The sequence below is a fragment of the Nocardia sp. NPDC004168 genome, assembly GCF_040610355.1.
Taxonomy (GTDB): Bacteria; Actinomycetota; Actinomycetes; order Mycobacteriales; family Mycobacteriaceae; genus Nocardia; species Nocardia sichangensis.
In genome coordinates this window covers 1-17,805 of the sequence record NZ_JBEXME010000026.1, presented here as the reverse complement: position 1 = coordinate 17,805, position 17,805 = coordinate 1, and the positions used below count along the sequence as shown (strand labels likewise).

17 protein-coding genes and 1 riboswitch are annotated in these 17,805 nt (G+C 69.8%); of the genes, 8 read left to right on the top strand and 9 right to left on the bottom strand.

Features of this window, described 5'->3' with window-relative positions; genetic code table 11:
* Positions 1-406 precede the first annotated feature (406 nt).
* Positions 407-1,111: an endonuclease/exonuclease/phosphatase family protein gene (locus tag ABZW96_RS30630; RefSeq protein WP_355079312.1), complete on the bottom strand. Its 705-nt coding sequence runs from the start codon at positions 1,109-1,111 to the stop codon at positions 407-409.
* Positions 1,112-1,185: 74 nt separating this feature from the next.
* Complete coding sequence (locus tag ABZW96_RS30625; protein WP_355079310.1) at positions 1,186-1,815, bottom strand: TetR family transcriptional regulator; 630 nt, start codon at positions 1,813-1,815, stop codon at positions 1,186-1,188.
* Positions 1,816-1,933: 118 nt separating this feature from the next.
* Here ABZW96_RS30625 and ABZW96_RS30620 point away from each other — a divergent pair, with 118 nt between their 5' ends.
* On the top strand, positions 1,934-3,070 hold the full coding sequence (locus ABZW96_RS30620; protein ID WP_355079308.1) for a lipase family protein: 1,137 nt from the start codon (positions 1,934-1,936) through the stop codon (positions 3,068-3,070).
* A 20-nt stretch (positions 3,071-3,090) separates the two neighbouring features.
* On the opposite strand, the gene ABZW96_RS30615 is transcribed toward ABZW96_RS30620, so the two are convergent.
* Positions 3,091-4,527 carry an MFS transporter gene (locus ABZW96_RS30615; RefSeq protein ID WP_355079306.1) on the bottom strand — a complete coding sequence of 479 codons (1,437 nt, stop codon included), beginning with the start codon at positions 4,525-4,527 and terminating at the stop codon, positions 3,091-3,093.
* Positions 4,528-4,682: 155 nt separating this feature from the next.
* Here ABZW96_RS30615 and ABZW96_RS30610 point away from each other — a divergent pair, with 155 nt between their 5' ends.
* The 6 genes from ABZW96_RS30610 to ABZW96_RS30585 all read left to right on the top strand — a co-directional run bounded on the left by ABZW96_RS30610 (position 4,683) and on the right by ABZW96_RS30585 (position 9,394).
* Entirely contained in the window at positions 4,683-5,132 is a 450-nt protein-coding gene (locus ABZW96_RS30610) for a MarR family winged helix-turn-helix transcriptional regulator (protein WP_355079305.1), read from the top strand.
* Positions 5,133-5,216: 84 nt separating this feature from the next.
* Positions 5,217-5,912, top strand: a complete 696-nt coding sequence (locus tag ABZW96_RS30605; protein ID WP_355079304.1) for a response regulator transcription factor — start codon at positions 5,217-5,219, stop codon at positions 5,910-5,912.
* A complete protein-coding gene (locus ABZW96_RS30600; RefSeq protein ID WP_355079303.1) occupies positions 5,909-7,009 on the top strand; it encodes an ATP-binding protein in 1,101 nt (366 codons plus the stop codon). Before ABZW96_RS30605 ends, ABZW96_RS30600 begins: the two co-directional genes overlap by 4 nt.
* 172 nt (positions 7,010-7,181) lie before the next feature.
* A complete protein-coding gene (locus ABZW96_RS30595; RefSeq protein ID WP_355079300.1) occupies positions 7,182-8,765 on the top strand; it encodes a DUF4153 domain-containing protein in 1,584 nt (527 codons plus the stop codon).
* 34 nt (positions 8,766-8,799) lie between these two features.
* A complete protein-coding gene (locus ABZW96_RS30590; RefSeq protein WP_355079297.1) occupies positions 8,800-9,078 on the top strand; it encodes a hypothetical protein in 279 nt (92 codons plus the stop codon).
* Positions 9,071-9,394 (top strand): hypothetical protein, encoded by a 324-nt coding sequence (locus tag ABZW96_RS30585; protein WP_355079295.1) that lies wholly within the window; start codon positions 9,071-9,073, stop codon positions 9,392-9,394. The genes ABZW96_RS30590 and ABZW96_RS30585 overlap by 8 nt, the downstream gene beginning before the upstream one ends.
* Here ABZW96_RS30585 and ABZW96_RS30580 read toward each other — a convergent pair.
* The 5 genes from ABZW96_RS30580 to ABZW96_RS30560 all read right to left on the bottom strand — a co-directional run bounded on the left by ABZW96_RS30580 (position 9,391) and on the right by ABZW96_RS30560 (position 14,632).
* Positions 9,391-10,836: an alpha/beta fold hydrolase gene (locus ABZW96_RS30580; RefSeq protein ID WP_355079293.1), complete on the bottom strand. Its 1,446-nt coding sequence runs from the start codon at positions 10,834-10,836 to the stop codon at positions 9,391-9,393. The two genes, ABZW96_RS30585 and ABZW96_RS30580, sit on opposite strands and share 4 nt — an antisense overlap.
* 334 nt (positions 10,837-11,170) lie before the next feature.
* Entirely contained in the window at positions 11,171-11,677 is a 507-nt protein-coding gene (locus ABZW96_RS30575; RefSeq protein ID WP_355079291.1) for an LOG family protein, read from the bottom strand.
* Entirely contained in the window at positions 11,674-12,507 is an 834-nt protein-coding gene (locus ABZW96_RS30570; protein ID WP_355079289.1) for a DUF72 domain-containing protein, read from the bottom strand. Before ABZW96_RS30570 ends, ABZW96_RS30575 begins: the two co-directional genes overlap by 4 nt.
* A gap of 21 nt (positions 12,508-12,528) precedes the next feature.
* Positions 12,529-13,893, bottom strand: a complete 1,365-nt coding sequence (locus ABZW96_RS30565; protein ID WP_355079287.1) for a cytosine permease — start codon at positions 13,891-13,893, stop codon at positions 12,529-12,531.
* A riboswitch (TPP riboswitch) is annotated at positions 13,890-14,004 on the bottom strand. Its footprint overlaps the gene before it by 4 nt.
* A 232-nt stretch (positions 14,005-14,236) precedes the next feature.
* Entirely contained in the window at positions 14,237-14,632 is a 396-nt protein-coding gene (locus tag ABZW96_RS30560) for a hypothetical protein (protein WP_355079285.1), read from the bottom strand.
* 470 nt (positions 14,633-15,102) lie between these two features.
* Between ABZW96_RS30560 and ABZW96_RS30555 the strand changes: the two genes are divergently transcribed.
* Entirely contained in the window at positions 15,103-16,359 is a 1,257-nt protein-coding gene (locus ABZW96_RS30555; protein WP_355079283.1) for a cytochrome P450, read from the top strand.
* A 13-nt stretch (positions 16,360-16,372) separates the two neighbouring features.
* Here the strand turns inward: ABZW96_RS30555 and ABZW96_RS30550 are convergent, their stop codons facing one another.
* The gene (locus ABZW96_RS30550; protein ID WP_355079281.1) at positions 16,373-17,578 is read right to left on the bottom strand and encodes a styrene monooxygenase/indole monooxygenase family protein; all 1,206 of its coding nucleotides are present in this window, start codon (positions 17,576-17,578) and stop codon (positions 16,373-16,375) included.
* Positions 17,579-17,805: the final 227 nt, after the last annotated feature.

Genomic DNA, 17,805 nt, shown 5'->3' with positions numbered 1-17,805 from the left:
CGACGGGTCCCGGCCACAGACCGGAGCCGAATCGTTCTGGCGTGGAGTATCTCTGCCGCGGGCGGGTGACGACGTTCGTCGTACGCGCCGAGGTCGTTCGTGCTGCCCGGAATTCGGGACCTGGGCGTGACCAGTCCGGGTGCTGTTGCGGCGCACGTGACACGGCAACGACTCACTGGGGTCGAAGACGCGCTGCCGCTGCGGAACCCGCTGTGTGCGCGGGAGATTTCGCGACCGCGGACATCCCGGCTCCCTCCCCGAACTCGCCGATCATGCCGTGGCATCCCCGCTTTCCGGAACTTCCGTTGCGACCTCCGGCACGGGTCGACCGGAATCGCCGCGGCACCGAACTCGTGGCCCGCCCGGCATCGGCAGCACGACGGCACCGACGCGGACCCCGGCCGACTCACACCATGACGCTCGCATGGACGAGATTGTGGTCGGACACCCCGCCGATGTCGTCGACCGACGCCGCCGTGACGGTCGCGCCGTGGACCACCACGTGGTCGATGTGCTGCGACTTCGTTCCCGAGGAACGCGGGCGGGTGGGCAGCCCACCCGCGACGTGTTCGGCGACCATGAAGTGGTCACCCAACCCGGCGGCGACGGTGGCGCGGTCGATGTTGAAGTCACCCAGCAGCACCGCGGCGTCCTCCGGGGCATCGGTGGCGAGTTCGGCCAGGCGGGCGAGCTGGTCGGTGCGCCGCCGGTCGCCGGTGACATGGGTGGCGATCACCGTCAGCCCGCCGACGTCGACGACGAGGGCGCCCTTGCCGTGGTCGTGCGCGAAGGATTCGGCGGTCACCTCCCTGCTCGGCTCCGCGGTGAGCACCACCAGGTACTCCCCGCCGTCGAGCAAGGAGCTGGGCATGCGCCGCGGCGTCGGCAACCGCTGATACCGCATCGCGTGGAAGGTTCGATCCGGCAGCGCCATTCGTAGGCTGGCCAGTTGATCGCCGCTGACCTCCTGTAACGCGATGATCCGCTCGGTGCGTTCGGCCACCCGCGCGGTGACTTCGGCGATCCGTGCGCCCTCGTCCGGCCAGCGGGTGGCGACGTCCTCGTACCAGTTCTCGGCGTGGACGCGATGCAGGACGTTCCAAGTGGCCACCGTGATCACCTTCGCGATGGTATGCGACCGATTGAAACAGGTTGCGGCGCGGGCTGTGCCGATCCGGCGCGCGCTCAGTCGGCGCCCTGGATGTCGATGCCCCGCTGGAGCGACGCGATCGCGCGATCGAGGACCCGGTGCAAGGCCGGGATCGAGTGGTCCGCTCCCATCATCCAGTGATCGAGGCCGACACCGAAGGCCGCGAAACAGGCCGCGGCAGTGAGCTGCGGTCGCAGGTCATCGGCGGGAAGCCCGGCGCGGGCGGCGAAGTTCAGCGCCATCGCGCGCTGGCGTCCCAGCGCCCCGATGAAGTTCTCCCGGCGCAATTCCGGATTGCCGACCAGCAGCTGCCTGGCTCGGCGCGCGGTCTCCGCCTGGCGGTCACGCGACGGTGCGTCCCGCTCGTCGAGCAAGAAGTCGCGCAGCGCCGCGCGCACCGCGGTCAGCACCGATTCGCTCGCCGGGCGTCGGTCGACGGCGGCGAGCAACTGGGCCATGAGGTCTTCCTCGTGGCTGAACACCACCGCGAGCTTCGACGGAAAATGACGGTGGAAGGTCCGCCGGGAGACCTGTACCGCGTCGGCGATCTGCTGCACGGTGGTCTGCTCGAACCCATGCAGCTCGAACAGCCGCAGCGCCGCGTCGACCAATTCCCGCCGCACCCGCGCCTTCTCGCGGTCGCGTGGACCGTTCACACCCGTCATGCCCCGCATTCTCTCTCGGCGATGTCGTCCCCGTTGGTGTCTCAAAGTGACACATTAGCCGAAAATCGGGCTACAGTGTCTCGACGAGACACCAAATTGAGAACCGAGAGGTGGCGCCATGTCGGTGCGACGTGCAGGAATCACCGTGGCCGCGGCCGCATTGCTTTTCGCGGGTCCGCCGGTGGGGGCGGCCGTGGCCGACCCCACGGGGCCGGGCGCGGCTCCGGGCGCGGTCGCCAGCGACGAGGCGCTGCCCGAACAGCTTTGGATCGAGGGCGCGGGCGCGGCCCGCCGCCTGACGTATTGGACCAGGACCTCCGATGACCGGTCGGCGCTGGCCGGTGGTGCGGTCTTCGTTCCGGCGGGGACGCCGCCGAGCGGTGGCTGGCCGGTGCTGTCCTGGGAGCACGGGACGGTCGGCCTCGCCGACGAATGCGCGCCGTCGACCGCCGGCCGTAGCAAGCGCGACCTGGATTACCTGGCGACCTGGTTGCGCCAGGGCTACGCCGTCGTCGCGACCGACTACATCGGTCTGGGCACCCCGGGGCCGCACGCGTATCTGGACGGACGCGCCGAGGCGCACGCCGGGATCGACATGGTGCGCGCGGCCCGCGCCGTCGAGGATTCGCTGTCGTCGAAATGGGTAGCCATCGGGCAGTCGCAGGGTGGCGGAGCCGCGGTGTTCACCGCCTCGCTGGCCACGGCGTACGCCCCTGAACTGGACTATCGCGGCGCGGTCGCCACCGGCCCCGCCTCCAATATCGTCGAGGCCGCCTCGTTCCTCGGGCCCGACGCCCCTCCGATCGACAATTCGCACCTCACCGCCTATATCGCGTATGTCATGAACGGACTGCGGGCGGCGCGACCGGGCTTCGATCTCGACAGTTACCTCAGCCCGGTCGGCAAGCAATTGGCCACCGCCGCGGAATCGCTGTGCTTCCAGCCGCTGGCCGAGCGGGCGCAAGGGATCTCGGTCAACCGGTTGTTCTCGCGCCCGCTGGCGGACGGCGATTTCGTCGCCACCGCCCGCTCCGTCATGGACGTTCCGCTCACGGGCTACGACCGGCCGCTGTTCATCGGACAGGGCACCAACGACACCGACGTCCCTGCTCCCCTGACCGCGAAGCTGGTCACCGATCTGGAATCGCACGGCGTCCGGCCCGAGGTCCACGTGTATCCGGGCAAGGATCACAGCGCCACGATGGCCGCTTCGCTGTCCGACAGCATTCCGTTCGTCGCCCGCCTGTTCGCCTGACCCCGCGCGGGCCGCGGCGCTCAGGCGCGCGCGGCCGCGGGCTCGGGGTCGGCCTCCGGCAGCGTCGCGGCAGACTTGCGAACCGGAATGGCCAGCGCGATCAGCGCCGCCAGCACCGCGACGCCGCAAGCGATCAGCAATCCGGTGCGGAAGCCGGCCTCGGTGGGGATGGTGTGCCCACCGAGGCGGGTGCTCATCTGCGCGAGGACGACGCCGACGACCGCGGCCGACACCGTGGTGCCGATCGAGCGCATCAAGGTGTTGAAGCTGTTGGCCGACGCGGTTTCCGACAGCGGGACCGCGCCCATGATGAGCGCGGGCATCGAGCCGTAGGCGAGGCCGACGCCACCGCTGCACACGCAGGTCACGACGAGTAGCCCCCAGGTCGAACCCATCAGCACGACCGACGAACCGTATCCGAGGGCGATCACCAAGCTGCCGACGGCGAGCGTCACCTTCGGCCCGCGCGCGGCCGACAGCCGGGCACCGAGCGGGGAAACCGCCATCATCACCAGGCCGGCGGGGGCCATCCACAATCCCATCGCCAGCATGGACTGCCCGAGGCCGTACCCGGTGACCACCGGCAGTTGCAGCAGCTGCGGGATGATCAAAGACTGCGCGTACATGGCGAACCCGACCACGATCGAGGCCGCGTTGGTCAGCAGGACCTGCGTGCGCGCGGTCACGCGCAGGTCGACCAGCGGGTCCGCGGTACGCAGTTCCCACCAGCCCCACACCGCGAGGACCAGGACCGCGACCGCGAACAGGCCGAGGATGGTTCCGCTCGTCCAGCCCCAATCGGCGCCCTTGGACACCGCGAGCAACAGGCACACCAGCGCCGTGCCGAGGCCGAGTGCGCCGGGAACGTCGAAACCGCCGCCGCCGCGTGCCGGGATGGCGGGCACCAGCAGCCAGATCAGCGTGGCGACACCAGCGCTCAGCACCGCCGAGCCCCAGAACAACACGCGCCAGCTGGCGTTCTCGGCCACCGCCGCGGCCAGCGGAAGACCCAGCGCGCCACCGATTCCCATCGACGCGCTCATCACCGCGATGGACGTGCCGAGTCGTTCGGCGGGCAGGACGTCCCGCAACGCGCTGATGCCGAGCGGGACGACACCCATGCCGATGCCCTGCAGGCCGCGACCGGCGATCATCGGCACCACCGAACTCGCCAGCGCGCAAACCAGCGATCCGGCGATGAGCGGAACCGTGCACGCCAGCAGCATGCGGCGCTTGCCGTAGAGATCGCCGAGGCGTCCGGTGATCGGGGTGGCCACCGCGCCGGCGAGCAGCGTCGCCGTGATCACCCAGGACGCGTTGGACGGTGTGGTGTCCAGGATGCGGGGCAGGTCCCCGATCAACGGCACCACCAGGGTCTGCATCAGTGCGGCGACGATGCCTGCCGCCGCGAGTACGCCGACGATGCCCTCGGACCGAGCTGCCGATGGTGCTGTCACGCGGGTCTCCCTCTCTTTTCGATTCTTGTGCACGATACATATGAAGTGCATGATGCACAAGAGTTGTACTATGCAAATGTGCTGGTCGGGCCGCGGGAGTGTGGTATAGGTGCGGAGATGAGCCCGTAGCTGGCGAATATCGGCAGGAGCGTTGTGTGGACAAGCCCGTATCTTCGGTGGAGTTCGAGACCATGCTGCTGGGGCGGCACAGCCTCAGCGCCAAGGCCCGCCGGGGCCGTGGCCACCTCGACCGCAGCGCCTACACGGTGCTGAGCAGGCTGCGGGTGCAGGGTCCGATGTCCGTGGGAGAACTCAGCGATGCCTTCGGCCTGGACACTTCGACGCTGCACCGGCAGACCACCGCCATGCGCGGAGCCGGTCTGATCGAACGTATTCCGGATCCGGACGGCGGCATGGCGCGCAAATTCCGGATCACCGCCGAGGGCGGGCGCCAGCTCGACGCCGAACGCGCCTACAACGTCCGCGCTCTCGAAAACGTCCTGGCGAAATGGACGGCGCAGGACATCGCCGCGTTCGCCGAATTCCTGAAGCGGTTCAACACCGACATCGAACGCATCGACAAGCGTCCGTGGCCGCGGCCCTGAACGCCGGCGCGCCCGCGCGGATGCACACGAAATCTCCACAATCGAGCCCGGATCTCTCCACAGCCGGTGGCTAGGGTTCGGTGCATGGAACACAGCGCACCGGCGCAGGCCGCACGGCGGATCCTGGTGGTGGACGACGAGATGACCATCGCCGAATCCGTCGCGGCTCGCCTGCGGGCGGAGGGGTACACCGTCGACTTGGCGCACGACGGTCCCTCGGCCGTCGCCGCCGCCGAGGCCGTCGGACCGGACCTCGTGGTGCTCGACGTCATGCTGCCGGGGTTCGACGGATTGGAGGTGTGCCGCCGTATTCAGGCGCGCCGCCCGGTGCCCGTACTCATGCTCACCGCGCGCGCCGAGGAAACCGACCAGCTCGTCGGGTTGGGTGTCGGCGCGGACGACTACCTCACGAAACCTTTCTCACTGCGCGTGCTCGCGGCCCGGGTGCACGCGCTGCTGCGCCGGCTGGACCGGGCCGCCGACCGCGACGGCGCGACGATCCTGGTCGGTGATCTGCGAATCGACGTCGACCAGCGCCGGGTCTGGCGCGCGGACGTCGAGGCCCTGCTCACGCCATTGGAATTCGATCTGCTGGCCCGGCTGGCCCGCCGCCCGCGCACGGTGCTCGCGCGCGAGCGGCTGCTCGAAGACGTCTGGGACTGGTCCGACGCGGCGGGCACCCGCGCGGTCGACAGCCACATCAAGGCGTTGCGTCGCAAACTCGGCGCCGACCTGATCCGCACCGTGCGCGGCGTCGGGTACGCCCTGGATGCCCGATGAGTACCGAACCCGAGAGCGCACCGGACGTGAAACGCGAAATACCCGGCGGGGGAGCGGAATACGGCGAACGGCGGTGGGCGCGCCGAGCGAGCGATCGGATCGCCGAGCTGTTGCCCCGGCCGCTGGACCCGGTGAAGTCGATCAAGCTGAAGCTCGCCATCCTCATGCTGTGCTCCGGCGGGGTCGCGTTCGGATTCTTCCGGTTCAAGATCGGATGGCTGCCCCCGCGCACCACGCTCACCGCGGTGGTGATCGCGCTGCTCACTTCGCAGTTCCTCGCCCACGGCATCACCAGGCCGCTGCGCGAGATGACCGCGGCGGCGAAACGGATGGCCCACGGCGACTACACCCTGCGGGTGCGGGCGAGTTCCCGGGACGAAGTCGGGCAACTGGCCGAGGCGTTCAACCAGATGGCGGCCGACCTCGCGGCGGCCGACCGGCAACGCCGCGACCTGATCGCCAACGTCTCGCACGAATTGCGCACGCCCATCACCGCTTTGCAGGCGGTACTGGAGAACCTCGTCGACGGCGTCTCCCAACCCGACCCGGCGACCCTGCGCACCGCACTGGCCCAAACCGAACGGCTCACCCTGCTGGTGTCCGAATTGCTCGATCTCTCCAGCATCGAAGCGGGCGCCTTCCCGCTCGACCGCGAGGAGTTGCCGATCGCGCCGCTGCTGGCCGACGTCGTCGCCGAAGCGGAGGTCATGACCGCCGCGCTCGGGCGCGGCGTGCGATTCCGCACCGACGTGCTGCCCGGCGCCGCCCGCGTGTACGCCGACCGTGCGCGTCTGCACCAAGTGCTGCTCAACCTGCTCGACAACGCCGCCCGCCACGGACCTGCGGGCGGGGAAGTCCGCGTGGCCGTGCGTGTCTCGCAAGGCGAGGCCGTCATCGACGTCGACGACGACGGCCCCGGCATCCCGCACGCCGAACGCGCCCGGGTGTTCGACCGGTTCACCAGGGGCGGCCGGACCACGGGCGGCGGCACCGGGCTCGGCCTCGCCATCGCCCGCTGGGTGGTCGACCTGCACGGCGGCACCATCGCGGTCGCCGAGCCTGGCTCCCGTATCCGGGTCGTTCTGCCCGGGCGCTGACCTGCCACTCATCCGACCCGGACCACCAGAACGGTTCCGGGGTGATTTCGCACGCCTATCGAAGGGACGAACCATGCCTCCCGAACCCGAATCCGCCTCGACGGCCGAACCCGAGGCCTCTGCTGCGTCGAGCACCGAATCCATCTCTGCCGCAATCAGTTCCGGCACTGCGATGGTCGATCCACCGGTCGCCGGATCGGACATGCGGGCGGCAGGCATCGCCGCTGCGGGTACACCGGCCGGCGGATCCGCCCAGCCCTCCCCGGGCGGCCCGACCGCGTGGCAGCGGCCACCCAAGTGGCGGCGTGTGGTCTGTCCTCCCGGCGTGGTGCCTGCCGCGCTCGTCTCCGGTCTGGCGGCGGCGATCCTCGTCCACTGGGACCGGCCCGGCATCGGCTGGGTTCTCGCCGCCGCGATCGCGGCGACGGCGGTCGTCCTCGTCGACCGGAACGCCCGCAGGGCCATGGCGAGCACGACGAAAGACAGCACAGGGGACGCGGAACAAGCGGCCGAACGATCAGTGGCGACATCGCATTACGCGCGAAGAGCGCGGTTCGCGGGACGCGCGTGGTGGGCGACGCTCGCGCTCGCCCTGCTCGCGGTAGGCGCCGTCCGCGCCGCGGGCTGGCTGTTCGCCTTGTGCGTGCTCGCGGCGTGTGTCGCCGGTTCGCTGGCGGTCGTGGGACGCCGCTCGGCGAACGGCATCCTCTACGACACCCTGGCGGTCGGCCTGGAGGCGGTCTCCGCCGTGCCGTGGGTGTACGCCGGTACCGCCAGGGTGCGCGGTGCGCACACGCCGCGGGCCCGGCGGCTCGGGCTGTCGGTGGCGGTGACCGTCGCGCTGCTCGCGGTCTTCGTTCCGCTGCTCGGCAGCGCCGACGCGATGTTCGCCGCGTTGCTCGAGACCGTGACGCCGGACCTGGACATCCCCTCGGCGGTGCGGTGGATCGTCCTGTTCGCGGTGGTCGCGCTCGGTGCGGTCAGTGCCTTGTTCGTGCTCGCGGGCCCGCCGCCGCCTGCCACCGCGCGCGCGGGTGGGCGAACACTGCGCCGTTCGGAATGGGCACTGCCGGTCGGTGCGCTCGCGATCCTGTTCGCGGCCTTCGTCGTGACCCAGTTCGTCGTGCTGTTCGGCGGCGACGAGCATGTCCGGAAGACGTCGGGCTTGACCTACGCCGAGTACGCCCGCACCGGCTTCTGGCAGCTGTCGGCCGTCACTGTCCTGACACTCGCGGTGCTCGTTGTCGTGTTGCGCTGGGCGGCCCAGGACACGCCCGCCGACCGGTGGTGGCTGCGCGGTCTGCTCACGGCGGTGAGCCTGCTGGCGCTGGTGATCGTCGCCTCGGCGCTCGGCCGGATGTGGACCTATCAGCGGGCCTACGGCTTCATGGTGTTGCGCCTGCTGGTGGAAGTCTGTGAACTGTGGCTCGGCCTGGTCTACGTTCTGGTCCTGGTCGCGGTGCTGCGACTGCGCCGGGCATGGTTGCCGCGCGCCGTGCTCGGCACCGCTATGGCGACCTTGCTGGCGCTGGCCGTGGTGGACCCGGAGCGACTCATCGCCGAGGAGAACATCGATCGCTGGCAGCGGGGCAAAGCGCTGGACACCGAATACCTGGTGACGCTGTCGCCGGACATCATGCCCGCGACCGAACGGCTGCCCGAGCCGCTGCGTGCGGACGTACGTGCCAGGTTGCGCGCCGACCTGGGCGAGGACAGCTGGCAGAGCTGGAATCTGTCCCGGGCGAGAGCGCGGTGAGCTTCGTTGCAATACACTTGTATTATCGCTGATCGTGGGTTATAACTGGCCTGAGTGGGCACTGTTGTCGCTGGTGGGAATCGACCCGCGTGAAGTGCTGCAGGTGCTCATGGGCGCCCGCCGATGGCCTCGGCAGGCGCACGGCCGGAACGAGCTCGCGGTCCTGACGGTGTGGGGCCGGACCGAGGCGGGCCGGCCGCTCATCGTCGCTGTCCGCCGCACCGAAGGCTGGCAGTGGGACATCCTGGGCGCGGTCGAGATGACCGAGGCCCAGGTGGCCGAACTCGAGCGTTGGGAGCACACCGATGACTGACTATCCGACGAACCCGGAGGCCGTCCGGGACTTCCTCTCCGGTCTGGAATACAGTGACGCACCGGTCGACGCGGCCGAGCTGCCCCCGCCGTTGCGCGCCGAGGACACGGTCACCGTCACCACGTCGCTGCGCATCCCACTGGAATTGCACCAGCGGGTCAAAAAGGCCGCCGAGCAGCGCGACGTGACCATGTCCGCGCTCATCCGCGACTGGATCGAACTGGAACTGGCCGCCCTGGAGAACGACCAGCCCATCTCACGCGCCGACGCCCTGCGGGCGCTGGCCGCCCTGCATCCCCTGCGCCAGTCGGCTTAGTCCGCGGCGGCTGGTGTGTCGCGGGTCAGGACGCGATCGAGTTGCGCGGCGAACTCGTCGGCGGCGATGCGATAGCCGACGTGGTCGCCCGCGAACTCGACAAGGTCCAGGCCGAGTTCCTTCGCGAGTGCGGCGTTCGGAAGTCCGGGAAAGGTGTCTCTCGATTCGCGTCCGACGCCGAGTACCAGCCGGTCCGACGACGCGCGCAACGCCGCGAGATCCGGGGCGTACCGGGGATACTGTCTCAGCTCGTGTTCCATCCAGAAGACCAAGTTCTGCTGGATCCTGGTGACTGTCGCGACGGCTTCCGGCGGCAGCTGTTCGAGCGGGGGAAGCGGCGTGGGCCGCATGCCGATGCCCGCCGAGAACGCGGCCATGGCGGCGGAGGTGCCTTCGGTCTTGCTCTGCTCGTGAATGCTGTCCAGGAAGGCCAGCCACTTCTCGCCGTCGGGCAGCAGCGTGGCCAGCGGTGGTTCGTGCGCCACGAGTGTGCGCACCAGTTCCGGCCGGGCGCGCAGCAATTCGAGCGCCACGATCGCCCCGGAACTGCTACCGAGGACGTGGGCGGGCTGGTCGGTGAGGTGCGTGAGCAGCGTGGCGGCGTCCGCGCCGTCGGTGATCACGCGATCGTGCGGCGGTCCGTCGAGGGGGCTGCGAGTGAAGCCGCGCCGGTCGTAGGCGACCACGGTGTAGCGGTCGGCGAGCCGCTCGGCGACGGCGTCGAAGGATGCGGCGTCACCGTTGCCGCCGGGAATCAGCAGCAACAGCGGTCCGGTGCCGCGGATCTCGTAGTAGAGGGTCGCGCCGGGGACGGCGAGAGTGTGCTGGGTGGGGACATCCATCGGAAACGCTCCTGGGAGAAGGGACAACTGCCGCAACGCCTCCCGGATGACCGGTAGCGCGGGAACGGGTGGATCGGCATCGACCCATCGGTCGATGGCCACGCACAGCGCTGCCGTGAGAGCGCCGGCCATGATCCTCGGGAACATGTCGGCGTCGATCGGGCGGCCGGTGCGCTCGGCGATGGCTTCGGCCAGCGCGCCCTCGATCACCGCCTGGGATCTGCGGTACTCACCTTGCAGCGGCGGCGCTCGGGTGATCAGGCGAACGCCCGCGGTCCACGCGGGATCGGGTGGCTCGGCGTCGCGGAATTCCGCCAGCACGGCGTGGATCACCGCGGGCCACAGCGGCTCGGCGACCGGGCGGGCGCGCAGGTCGTCCGCGATCCGGCGGGCCCGGTCCACCGCCACCGAGCAGACGGCCTCGTACTTGCTCGCGAAGTAGTTGTTGAACGTCCGCGGCGACACCCCGGCCGCCGCGGCGATGTCCTCGACGAGAACGTTGTCCAGCCCCCGCTCCACGGCCAGTCGCAGCGCCGCGAAACCGAGCGCCTCGCGGGTGGCGAGTTTCTTGCGTTCGCGCAAGCCGAGTACGAATGCCACGGCTCCACGGTAGCGAAACTTGCGTGATGCGCAAGATTGCGTGATCGGAAAGATCTGGGAGAGCGCAGATCAGGCGTACCTTCCCCTTCGCTCCGGCCATGCGCGGGCTGAGGACGGACTACGTCCGACCGCACCCATCAGGTGATTCGGCGATCCGGAAAACTTGTGGCAGTGTCGCGCCGGCCACAGAGGGCAATCGCAGCGCCGATTTTCGGCGCAGCGCGGTTGAGCCGAATTCACGCCTGGCGCAACGACCGTCCGCGGTGCATGCCGCCCGAGGCATGGTCGGCTCCTCTTGTGCACCGCGCCGTCCGCCCCGGATCGATCGGTGGCCTCAGGTCGGCTCGGCCGGTGCGGAACCGATCCCGTCCAGCGCCCGGCGCACCGCGTCGGCCGGATCGGCCGCGCCCACCGTCGCCGCCACCGGACGTCCATTCGCGTCGCGAATCTGCCAACCGCCCAGGGAGACAACCGGAATGCCACCACGCCTGCGGGCCAGCGCGACCTCCGACAGCGTGCCCCACGAACCGCCGATGACGATCACCGCGTCCGCCGACTCGACGAGGATCGCGTTGCGCGCCTCACCCATGTTCGTGAACAGCACCGCCGACAGCCCGGGACACACCGCGTCGCGGTCGGTGTCCGGACGCACGCCGATCACCAGTCCACCGACCTCGGCGGCACCGGTGGCGACCGCGGCCATCACCCCGGCCCCGCCGCCACACAAGACGGTGATCCCGGCCCGCGCCAAGAGTTCGCCGACCGCACGCGCCCACTCCGCTTCCTGTCGCGTGCACTCCCTGGGTCCGCACACCGCGACCTGCCGCGTCACCTTCGTCATCCCGCGGGCCATGGCGACACGAGCGACGCCAGGCGCTCCCGCAACGCCATCGCGTCGCGCGGTGCCCGCACTTTCGCGTCGTTGTCGAAATAGGTGTAGACGTCCAGCGATCCGGCCCACGAGCGGATCTTCTCCGCCCACATGTCCAAACCCTCGTCGGTGTATCCGCTGACGTAGAGCTCGTCGTGCCCGTGCAACCGGATGTAGACGAAGTCGGCGGTGACTTCTTCCAGCAGCGGATACTTGCCCGCCGCGTCGGCGACCACGAGGGCGACCTGGTGGCGGCCGAGCAGATCGGTGCAGGCCGGGGTCACGAAGCTGTCGTGCCGGACCTCCAGGGCGTGCCGCAACGGCCGGTCGGCGTCGGTGCTCGTATGCGCGGGATCGACGCGGTGATCGTGCCGGCGTGCGATCTCGGCGGCCTGCTCGGTGCTGCGCGGTAGCCCGGACAAGAAGGCGTCCAGCACATCGGCGTCGAAGCGGAAGGTCGGCGGCAGCTGCCACAGAATCGGCCCCAACTTGGGCCCGAGCGCCAGCGGGCCGGAAGCCAGGAAGTTGGCCAGCAGATCGTCTCCGTCGCGCAGTCGCTTCATGTGCGTGATGAACCGGCTGCCCTTCACCGCGAAGAGGAAATCGTCCGGAGTCTGCTCCGCCCACTTCTGGTAGCTGGACGGGCGTTGCAGTGCGTAGAACGAGCCGTTGATCTCCACGCTGTCGAGCTGCTCCGAGAGATAGGCCAACTCGCGCTTGTGCGCCAGGCCCTGCGGATAGAACGTCCCGCGCCAGGGCGGGTAGACCCAGCCCGACGTGCCGATCCTGATCTGGCCCATGTCTCCATGGTGGCGCATTCGCTACGCCGATGCGGTCCTCGCCGCCACCTTGCCGACCAGCCAGGCCACCGCCAGCGCCGCCAGGAACGACAGCAGCGATGCGCTCATCCACGCCTGCGCGGTGAAATGCAGAGCCTGCCGAACCCGATCCCAGAACTCGGTCCACACTCCGGCGTCACCCGGGTTGATCAGTTGATACACCGCGAAGCCAGCCAGCCACGCGACCACCATGCCCCACCGCGCCGGCGCGTCGGGAGCGGTGTTCCACTCGCGGTGGGCCCGCAGGAAGAAGTCGGCGACCAGCACGCCGAGCAGCGGCACGAACACCGAACCGATGAGTCCGAGGAAGCCGAAATAGTTGCTCATGTCCAACCGCAGGGCCAGCACCGTGATCAGGGCGCCGAGGCCGATCGAGAGCACCCTGCGGTCGACGCGCGGCGCGAGGTTCTGGATCGACACGGCGGTGGAGTACACATTGGCGAACGATTGGTCCGCCTCCCGCAGCACGAAGACGAAGAAGAACAGCGCACCGAGGCTCACCTGCAGGAACGGTGCGTACGGCCCGCCTGCGCCGGTTGCCAGCGCCAGCGCGAAAAGGCCGAGGACGTAGGCGATGATCTGGGTGAGCGCGTACGCGCCGCTGGCCGCGCCGAACGCCGAGCGGCCGGTGCGGGAGTGCCGGGTGTAGTCGGCGGCGACCGGAACCCACGAGATCGAGACGGCCAAGGCGGCATCGGTGGCGACCCAGAAGAGGTTCCAGTCGACGCCGAACGGCCCGCTCCCGCTCGGTCCAGGGTTCGCCCGCAGATCGGGCAGACCGGCGCGGAAGAACTGCGCGTAGAACCAGATCAGGGCGATCACGACACCGGCGGTCACGAACCTGCGCAGCAGACGGACCGAGCCCAGCGGCCATATCGTGAGGACGGTCGTGAGCAGGCCCGCGACCACCACGTAGAGCCAGTGCGGGCCGCCGCCGAACAACTCCCCGGCCGCGTCGCCGATGACGATCAGCTCGAATGTGCCCCAACCGATCAATTGCGCGATATTGAGGACGGTCGGCAGATAACTGAGTTTCGCGCCGAACAGTCCGCGCAGCAGCACCATGGCGGGTTGTCCGGTACGCGCGCCGGTCAGCGCGGCGGCGCCGAGCATCAGCCCGCCCACCAGGGTGCCGAGGACGGTCGCCAGGATGCCCGCCGCGATCGAGATCTGCGCCGCGCCCTCGGCATTCGGCGCGAGCACCGTGTACGCGCCGGAGAACGCGATGAGGCTGACGCCGAGATTGGCCCAGAACGCGCTCTGGTCCCAGAACGAGAGCACTTTCGGCGCGGGCTGGTCGAGGGTGAGCGGGGCTTCTTGCGCCGCGCTCGCGCGGGTCGACGACATGACGGAAACGCTCTCCCTACGCCGGCATTACCCGGACAGGTTCATGCGGTCGGCGACGCGTGCGGTCCGCCCTCTCAGCCCGGCCGTGCCCGAGCTCCCGCGGTGGGGTGATTCCGGCGAATAGTACACCCGCGCCAGTTTCGTGAGTTGGGAACGAGAACAAAGCGGCCCGAGGTCCGCGGCGCAGTGGCGAGTTCCTATGGCCCCGGATCGCTTCGCACACTAAACCGACGAGCGGGTGCGCACCACCGCGTCGGCCCTTTGTCAGGGCATCTGCGACGCAAACTGACCCCCCGAGCGCCGCGCGGTCACGGGTCCGTCGCGGCGGCTGCCGACGCGCGGTTCAGCCCATGAGGAACGAGGCGGCGAACCACGCGAGCAGGACCAGCACCGCACCGACCAACGCGCCAGGGAACATCGCCCGTCCCTGCCGGGCCGCCAGCACCGACAGCAACGCGCCCAGGGCGAAGCCCACGATTCCGCCGCCGACCATGATCCAGACGCCCGCGCTGGTGTCGACCCGGCACTCCGGCTTGGACTCGCAGATGCCGCCCGCCATCAGGAACCACGGCGCGAGGATCGTCGACATCGCCGCCAGCGTCGCGGGCAGGAACCACAACAGCGCGCTGACGACGAGATCCGCGGTGCGCGGCGGCGTGACGGCACGGGTCTCGGGCTCGCGCGTGGGATAGCCGGAGGGGGTCGTGCTCTGGGACACCTGGTTCAGGTAACCGTGCATCGTTTCTCGCTATCGCTTGTCGGTGGAGTCGACCGGGCCGATGGAAGTTATACACCAGCCACTTGCACGTCGAAGTGCTTGTGCTCCCGGGGAAGCGGGCGCGCGGCCGGGCCGCCGTCTCGGATCGGACGCGTCCGTCGGTGCTGCCTTCTGTAGCGAATACCCAGCGTCCCAGAGGGATTCGCGTGCCCCACGGCGCTGCCGGTGACCGTGTCGATCGGTGGAGGACGACCGGGCGACGAGCGGTCTCGAATCCGGTTGCGGTGCAGCGGAAGCGCTCGCATTGCCGCAGGTCACGCGCGGCTACCGATGCCCGCGTTCTACCTACGCGACCATCCTGTGTGTCGATCCGCTGCGCGGTCGGGACGATGCGTCGCAGTGGTGCGCCGTATGGACCGCACGACGCCGCGACGATCCGCGCCGAGTGCGCCCGCGCTCGCCGTGCACGCTTCTACCGTGGGAGTGACGCGTTGACCACGTCCCGAGACCTCGATCGCACCGCGAATAACTCCGGCGTACACCATGGTTCGCCGATCGGCCACGACATCGAGCGCGTATCGCTGTATTCCCCGGAGTTCGCGTCCGATCCGCATGCCGCCTACCGCGACATGCGCGCCCGTTACGGTTCGATGGCGCCGGTCGAGCTCGCGCCGGGCGTGTCGGCGACCTTGGTACTGGGCTATCACACGGCGGTGCGAATCATGCACGATCCGGCCCACTTTCCCGCCGACCCGCGCGCCTGGCAGGCGAACGTCCCCACCGACTGCCCGGTGCTGCCGGTGCTGGAGTGGCGCCCCAACGCCATGCGCAGCACGGGCGAGGAGCACGCGCGCTACCGCCAGGCGAACACCGCGAGCATCGATGCCGTCGATCTGCACGCCTTACACGAGACCGTGGAGCGGATCGCGGTCCCGCTGATCAACGCCTTCTGCGCGGCGGGCAGCGCCGATCTGGTGTCGCAGTACGCTTTTCCGCTTGCCTTCGAGGCGATCAACGCCATGCTGGGCTGCCCGCCGGAGATCGGGCAGGAAGTCGCCGCCGCGACCCGCGCCGTGTTCGACGGGGTGGACGCCGAGGAGGGCAATCGCCTGCTCGTCACCGCGTTGCTGCGGCTGCTCGAACTCGAGCGCGCCGAGCCCGGCCAGGACATCACGACGCGGCTGCTACGGCATCCGGCCGGTTTGGACGACGCGGAGGTGATCCATCAGCTCGTCGTGCTCTACGGGGCGGGCATCGAACCGCTGCAGAACCTGATCATCAACACCCTGGTGCTGATCCTCACCGACGACCGGTTCGGCGGCGACGTCCTCGGCGGGAGCATGTCCACCCGAGACGCCCTCGACGAGGTGTTGTTCACCGACCCGCCGATGGCGAATTTCTCGGTCACCTATCCGCGCCAGCCGATCCTGATCGACGACGTCTGGCTGCCCGCGCATCAGCCGGTCGTCATCAGCTTCGCCGCCTGCAACAACGATCCGGCGATCAGCGGGCACGACCACAGCGGCAACCGATCACATCTGGCCTGGGGCGCCGGGCCACACGCCTGTCCGGCCCGCAGCGCGGCCTACCTGATCGGCCAGGACGCGGTGGACCAGTTGCTGGACGCGCTGCCGGAACTGCGGCCCGCCGTGCCGGTGCACGAATTGACGTGGCGGCCGGGGCCTTTTCACCGCGCTCTGACCGCGCTGCCGGTCGTCTTTCCCGAAACGCCGCCCTGGCAATCCTGAATCCGGCAGTCGGTCAGGACGGCGCTGTCGCCGCGAGCCGGGTGAGGTTCGCCGGCCGGGCGAAGGTGTCGGCGAAGGCGTCCGCCAGGGTCGTGTCGTGCTGGGCGGCCAGCATCATCTCGCGCAGGGCGGGTGGGGGATCGAGCACGGTGGTCGTCCACCGCGCGGCGGGGTGCGCGACGGCCGTCAGCCACGGCGCGGCCGCCCACTCCATCCACGCGCGGTCGTAGGGGCCGTCGGGATCGTGCAGGATCGCCTCGCCGTAGCGGACCGCGCAGTGCACGGCGTTGTTGGCGCCCTGTGCGCCGCCAGGGTCCATCCGGCAGACGACGTCGCCTCCGCCCAGCACCGGCCTGCCCGACGGCAGGGTGCCCACCGGACGACGCATGACCGGAGTCACCGCGCCCACCAGCGTCGCTCCGGCATCGGTCGGCTGAGCGTGCCGGTAGCGCTCGGCGAGTTCGGCGGGCAGGTGCGCGTCCAGCAGTTCCCGGGCTTGCGCCCAACGTCGCGCGGGCGTGCCGTGCTGGTCGAAAACGTCCAGCACGCCGCCAGGCCGCGCCTCGAAAAGCAGGATTTCGCAGCGGCGTTCCTGCCCCGGTCGTCCGGTCAGCCCGGGATAGGAGATCACCTCACCGTGCTCGGGCAGCGTGGTGTAGTAGCCGAGGTTCTCCGGATCCGGCTGGACGCCGTCGAGATAGAGCACCGCCAGTCGTCGCATCGGTGCGGCGGCTACCGGCCACGCCGCATCGGCTTCGAAGCAGCCGGCCAGCTCACGACCCGCACGGGTCACCACGGTCAGGTCGTGGTCGGCGGCGTGCTGGTCGAGCTCCGGCACCGACGGCTCGGCGATGCGCAAGTCGCCGCCCTCGGCCAGGAACTCGCCGAGCCAGCGGGCGAACACCGTCCGCTGATCAACGCTCTGGGCCGGGCGGGTGAATCGTCCGGTCCAGCCGACCACCGCCGCGCGATCGATGGCCATGGTGAACCGGATGCCCTCGATATTCGGCGCGGTCGAGCGCCAGAAGCCCAGGCCGATATCCGATTCGAGGTCCAGGGTGGGCGGGAACTTGACCTGGGTGCTGGTCACGGTGCCCGCGAGGACCGCGTCGGCGTCCCGATCGGTCACCAGCGTCACCGTCCGGCCGCCGCGCAGCAGACGGTGGGCGAGGGGTAACCCGCATTCGCCCGCCCCGAGTACCAGTATCCGTCCCACCATCGTGTCCTTCCGGTCGTGCGATCGACTGCCGTGACAGCGCAATCGTCCGCGTATAGGTGGACACCGCGCATCGGTAGAGACCCGCGTATCCGCCGCCGCGACCCGACTACGCTGCCCTGTTGTGTCGGAAGGACGTACGCCGGGTCTGGGGTCTGCACCCGTGGCCACCAGTGACTTCGTCGGGCGTGAGCGCGAATTGGAGAAGATCGGCATGGCGCTGCTGGGCG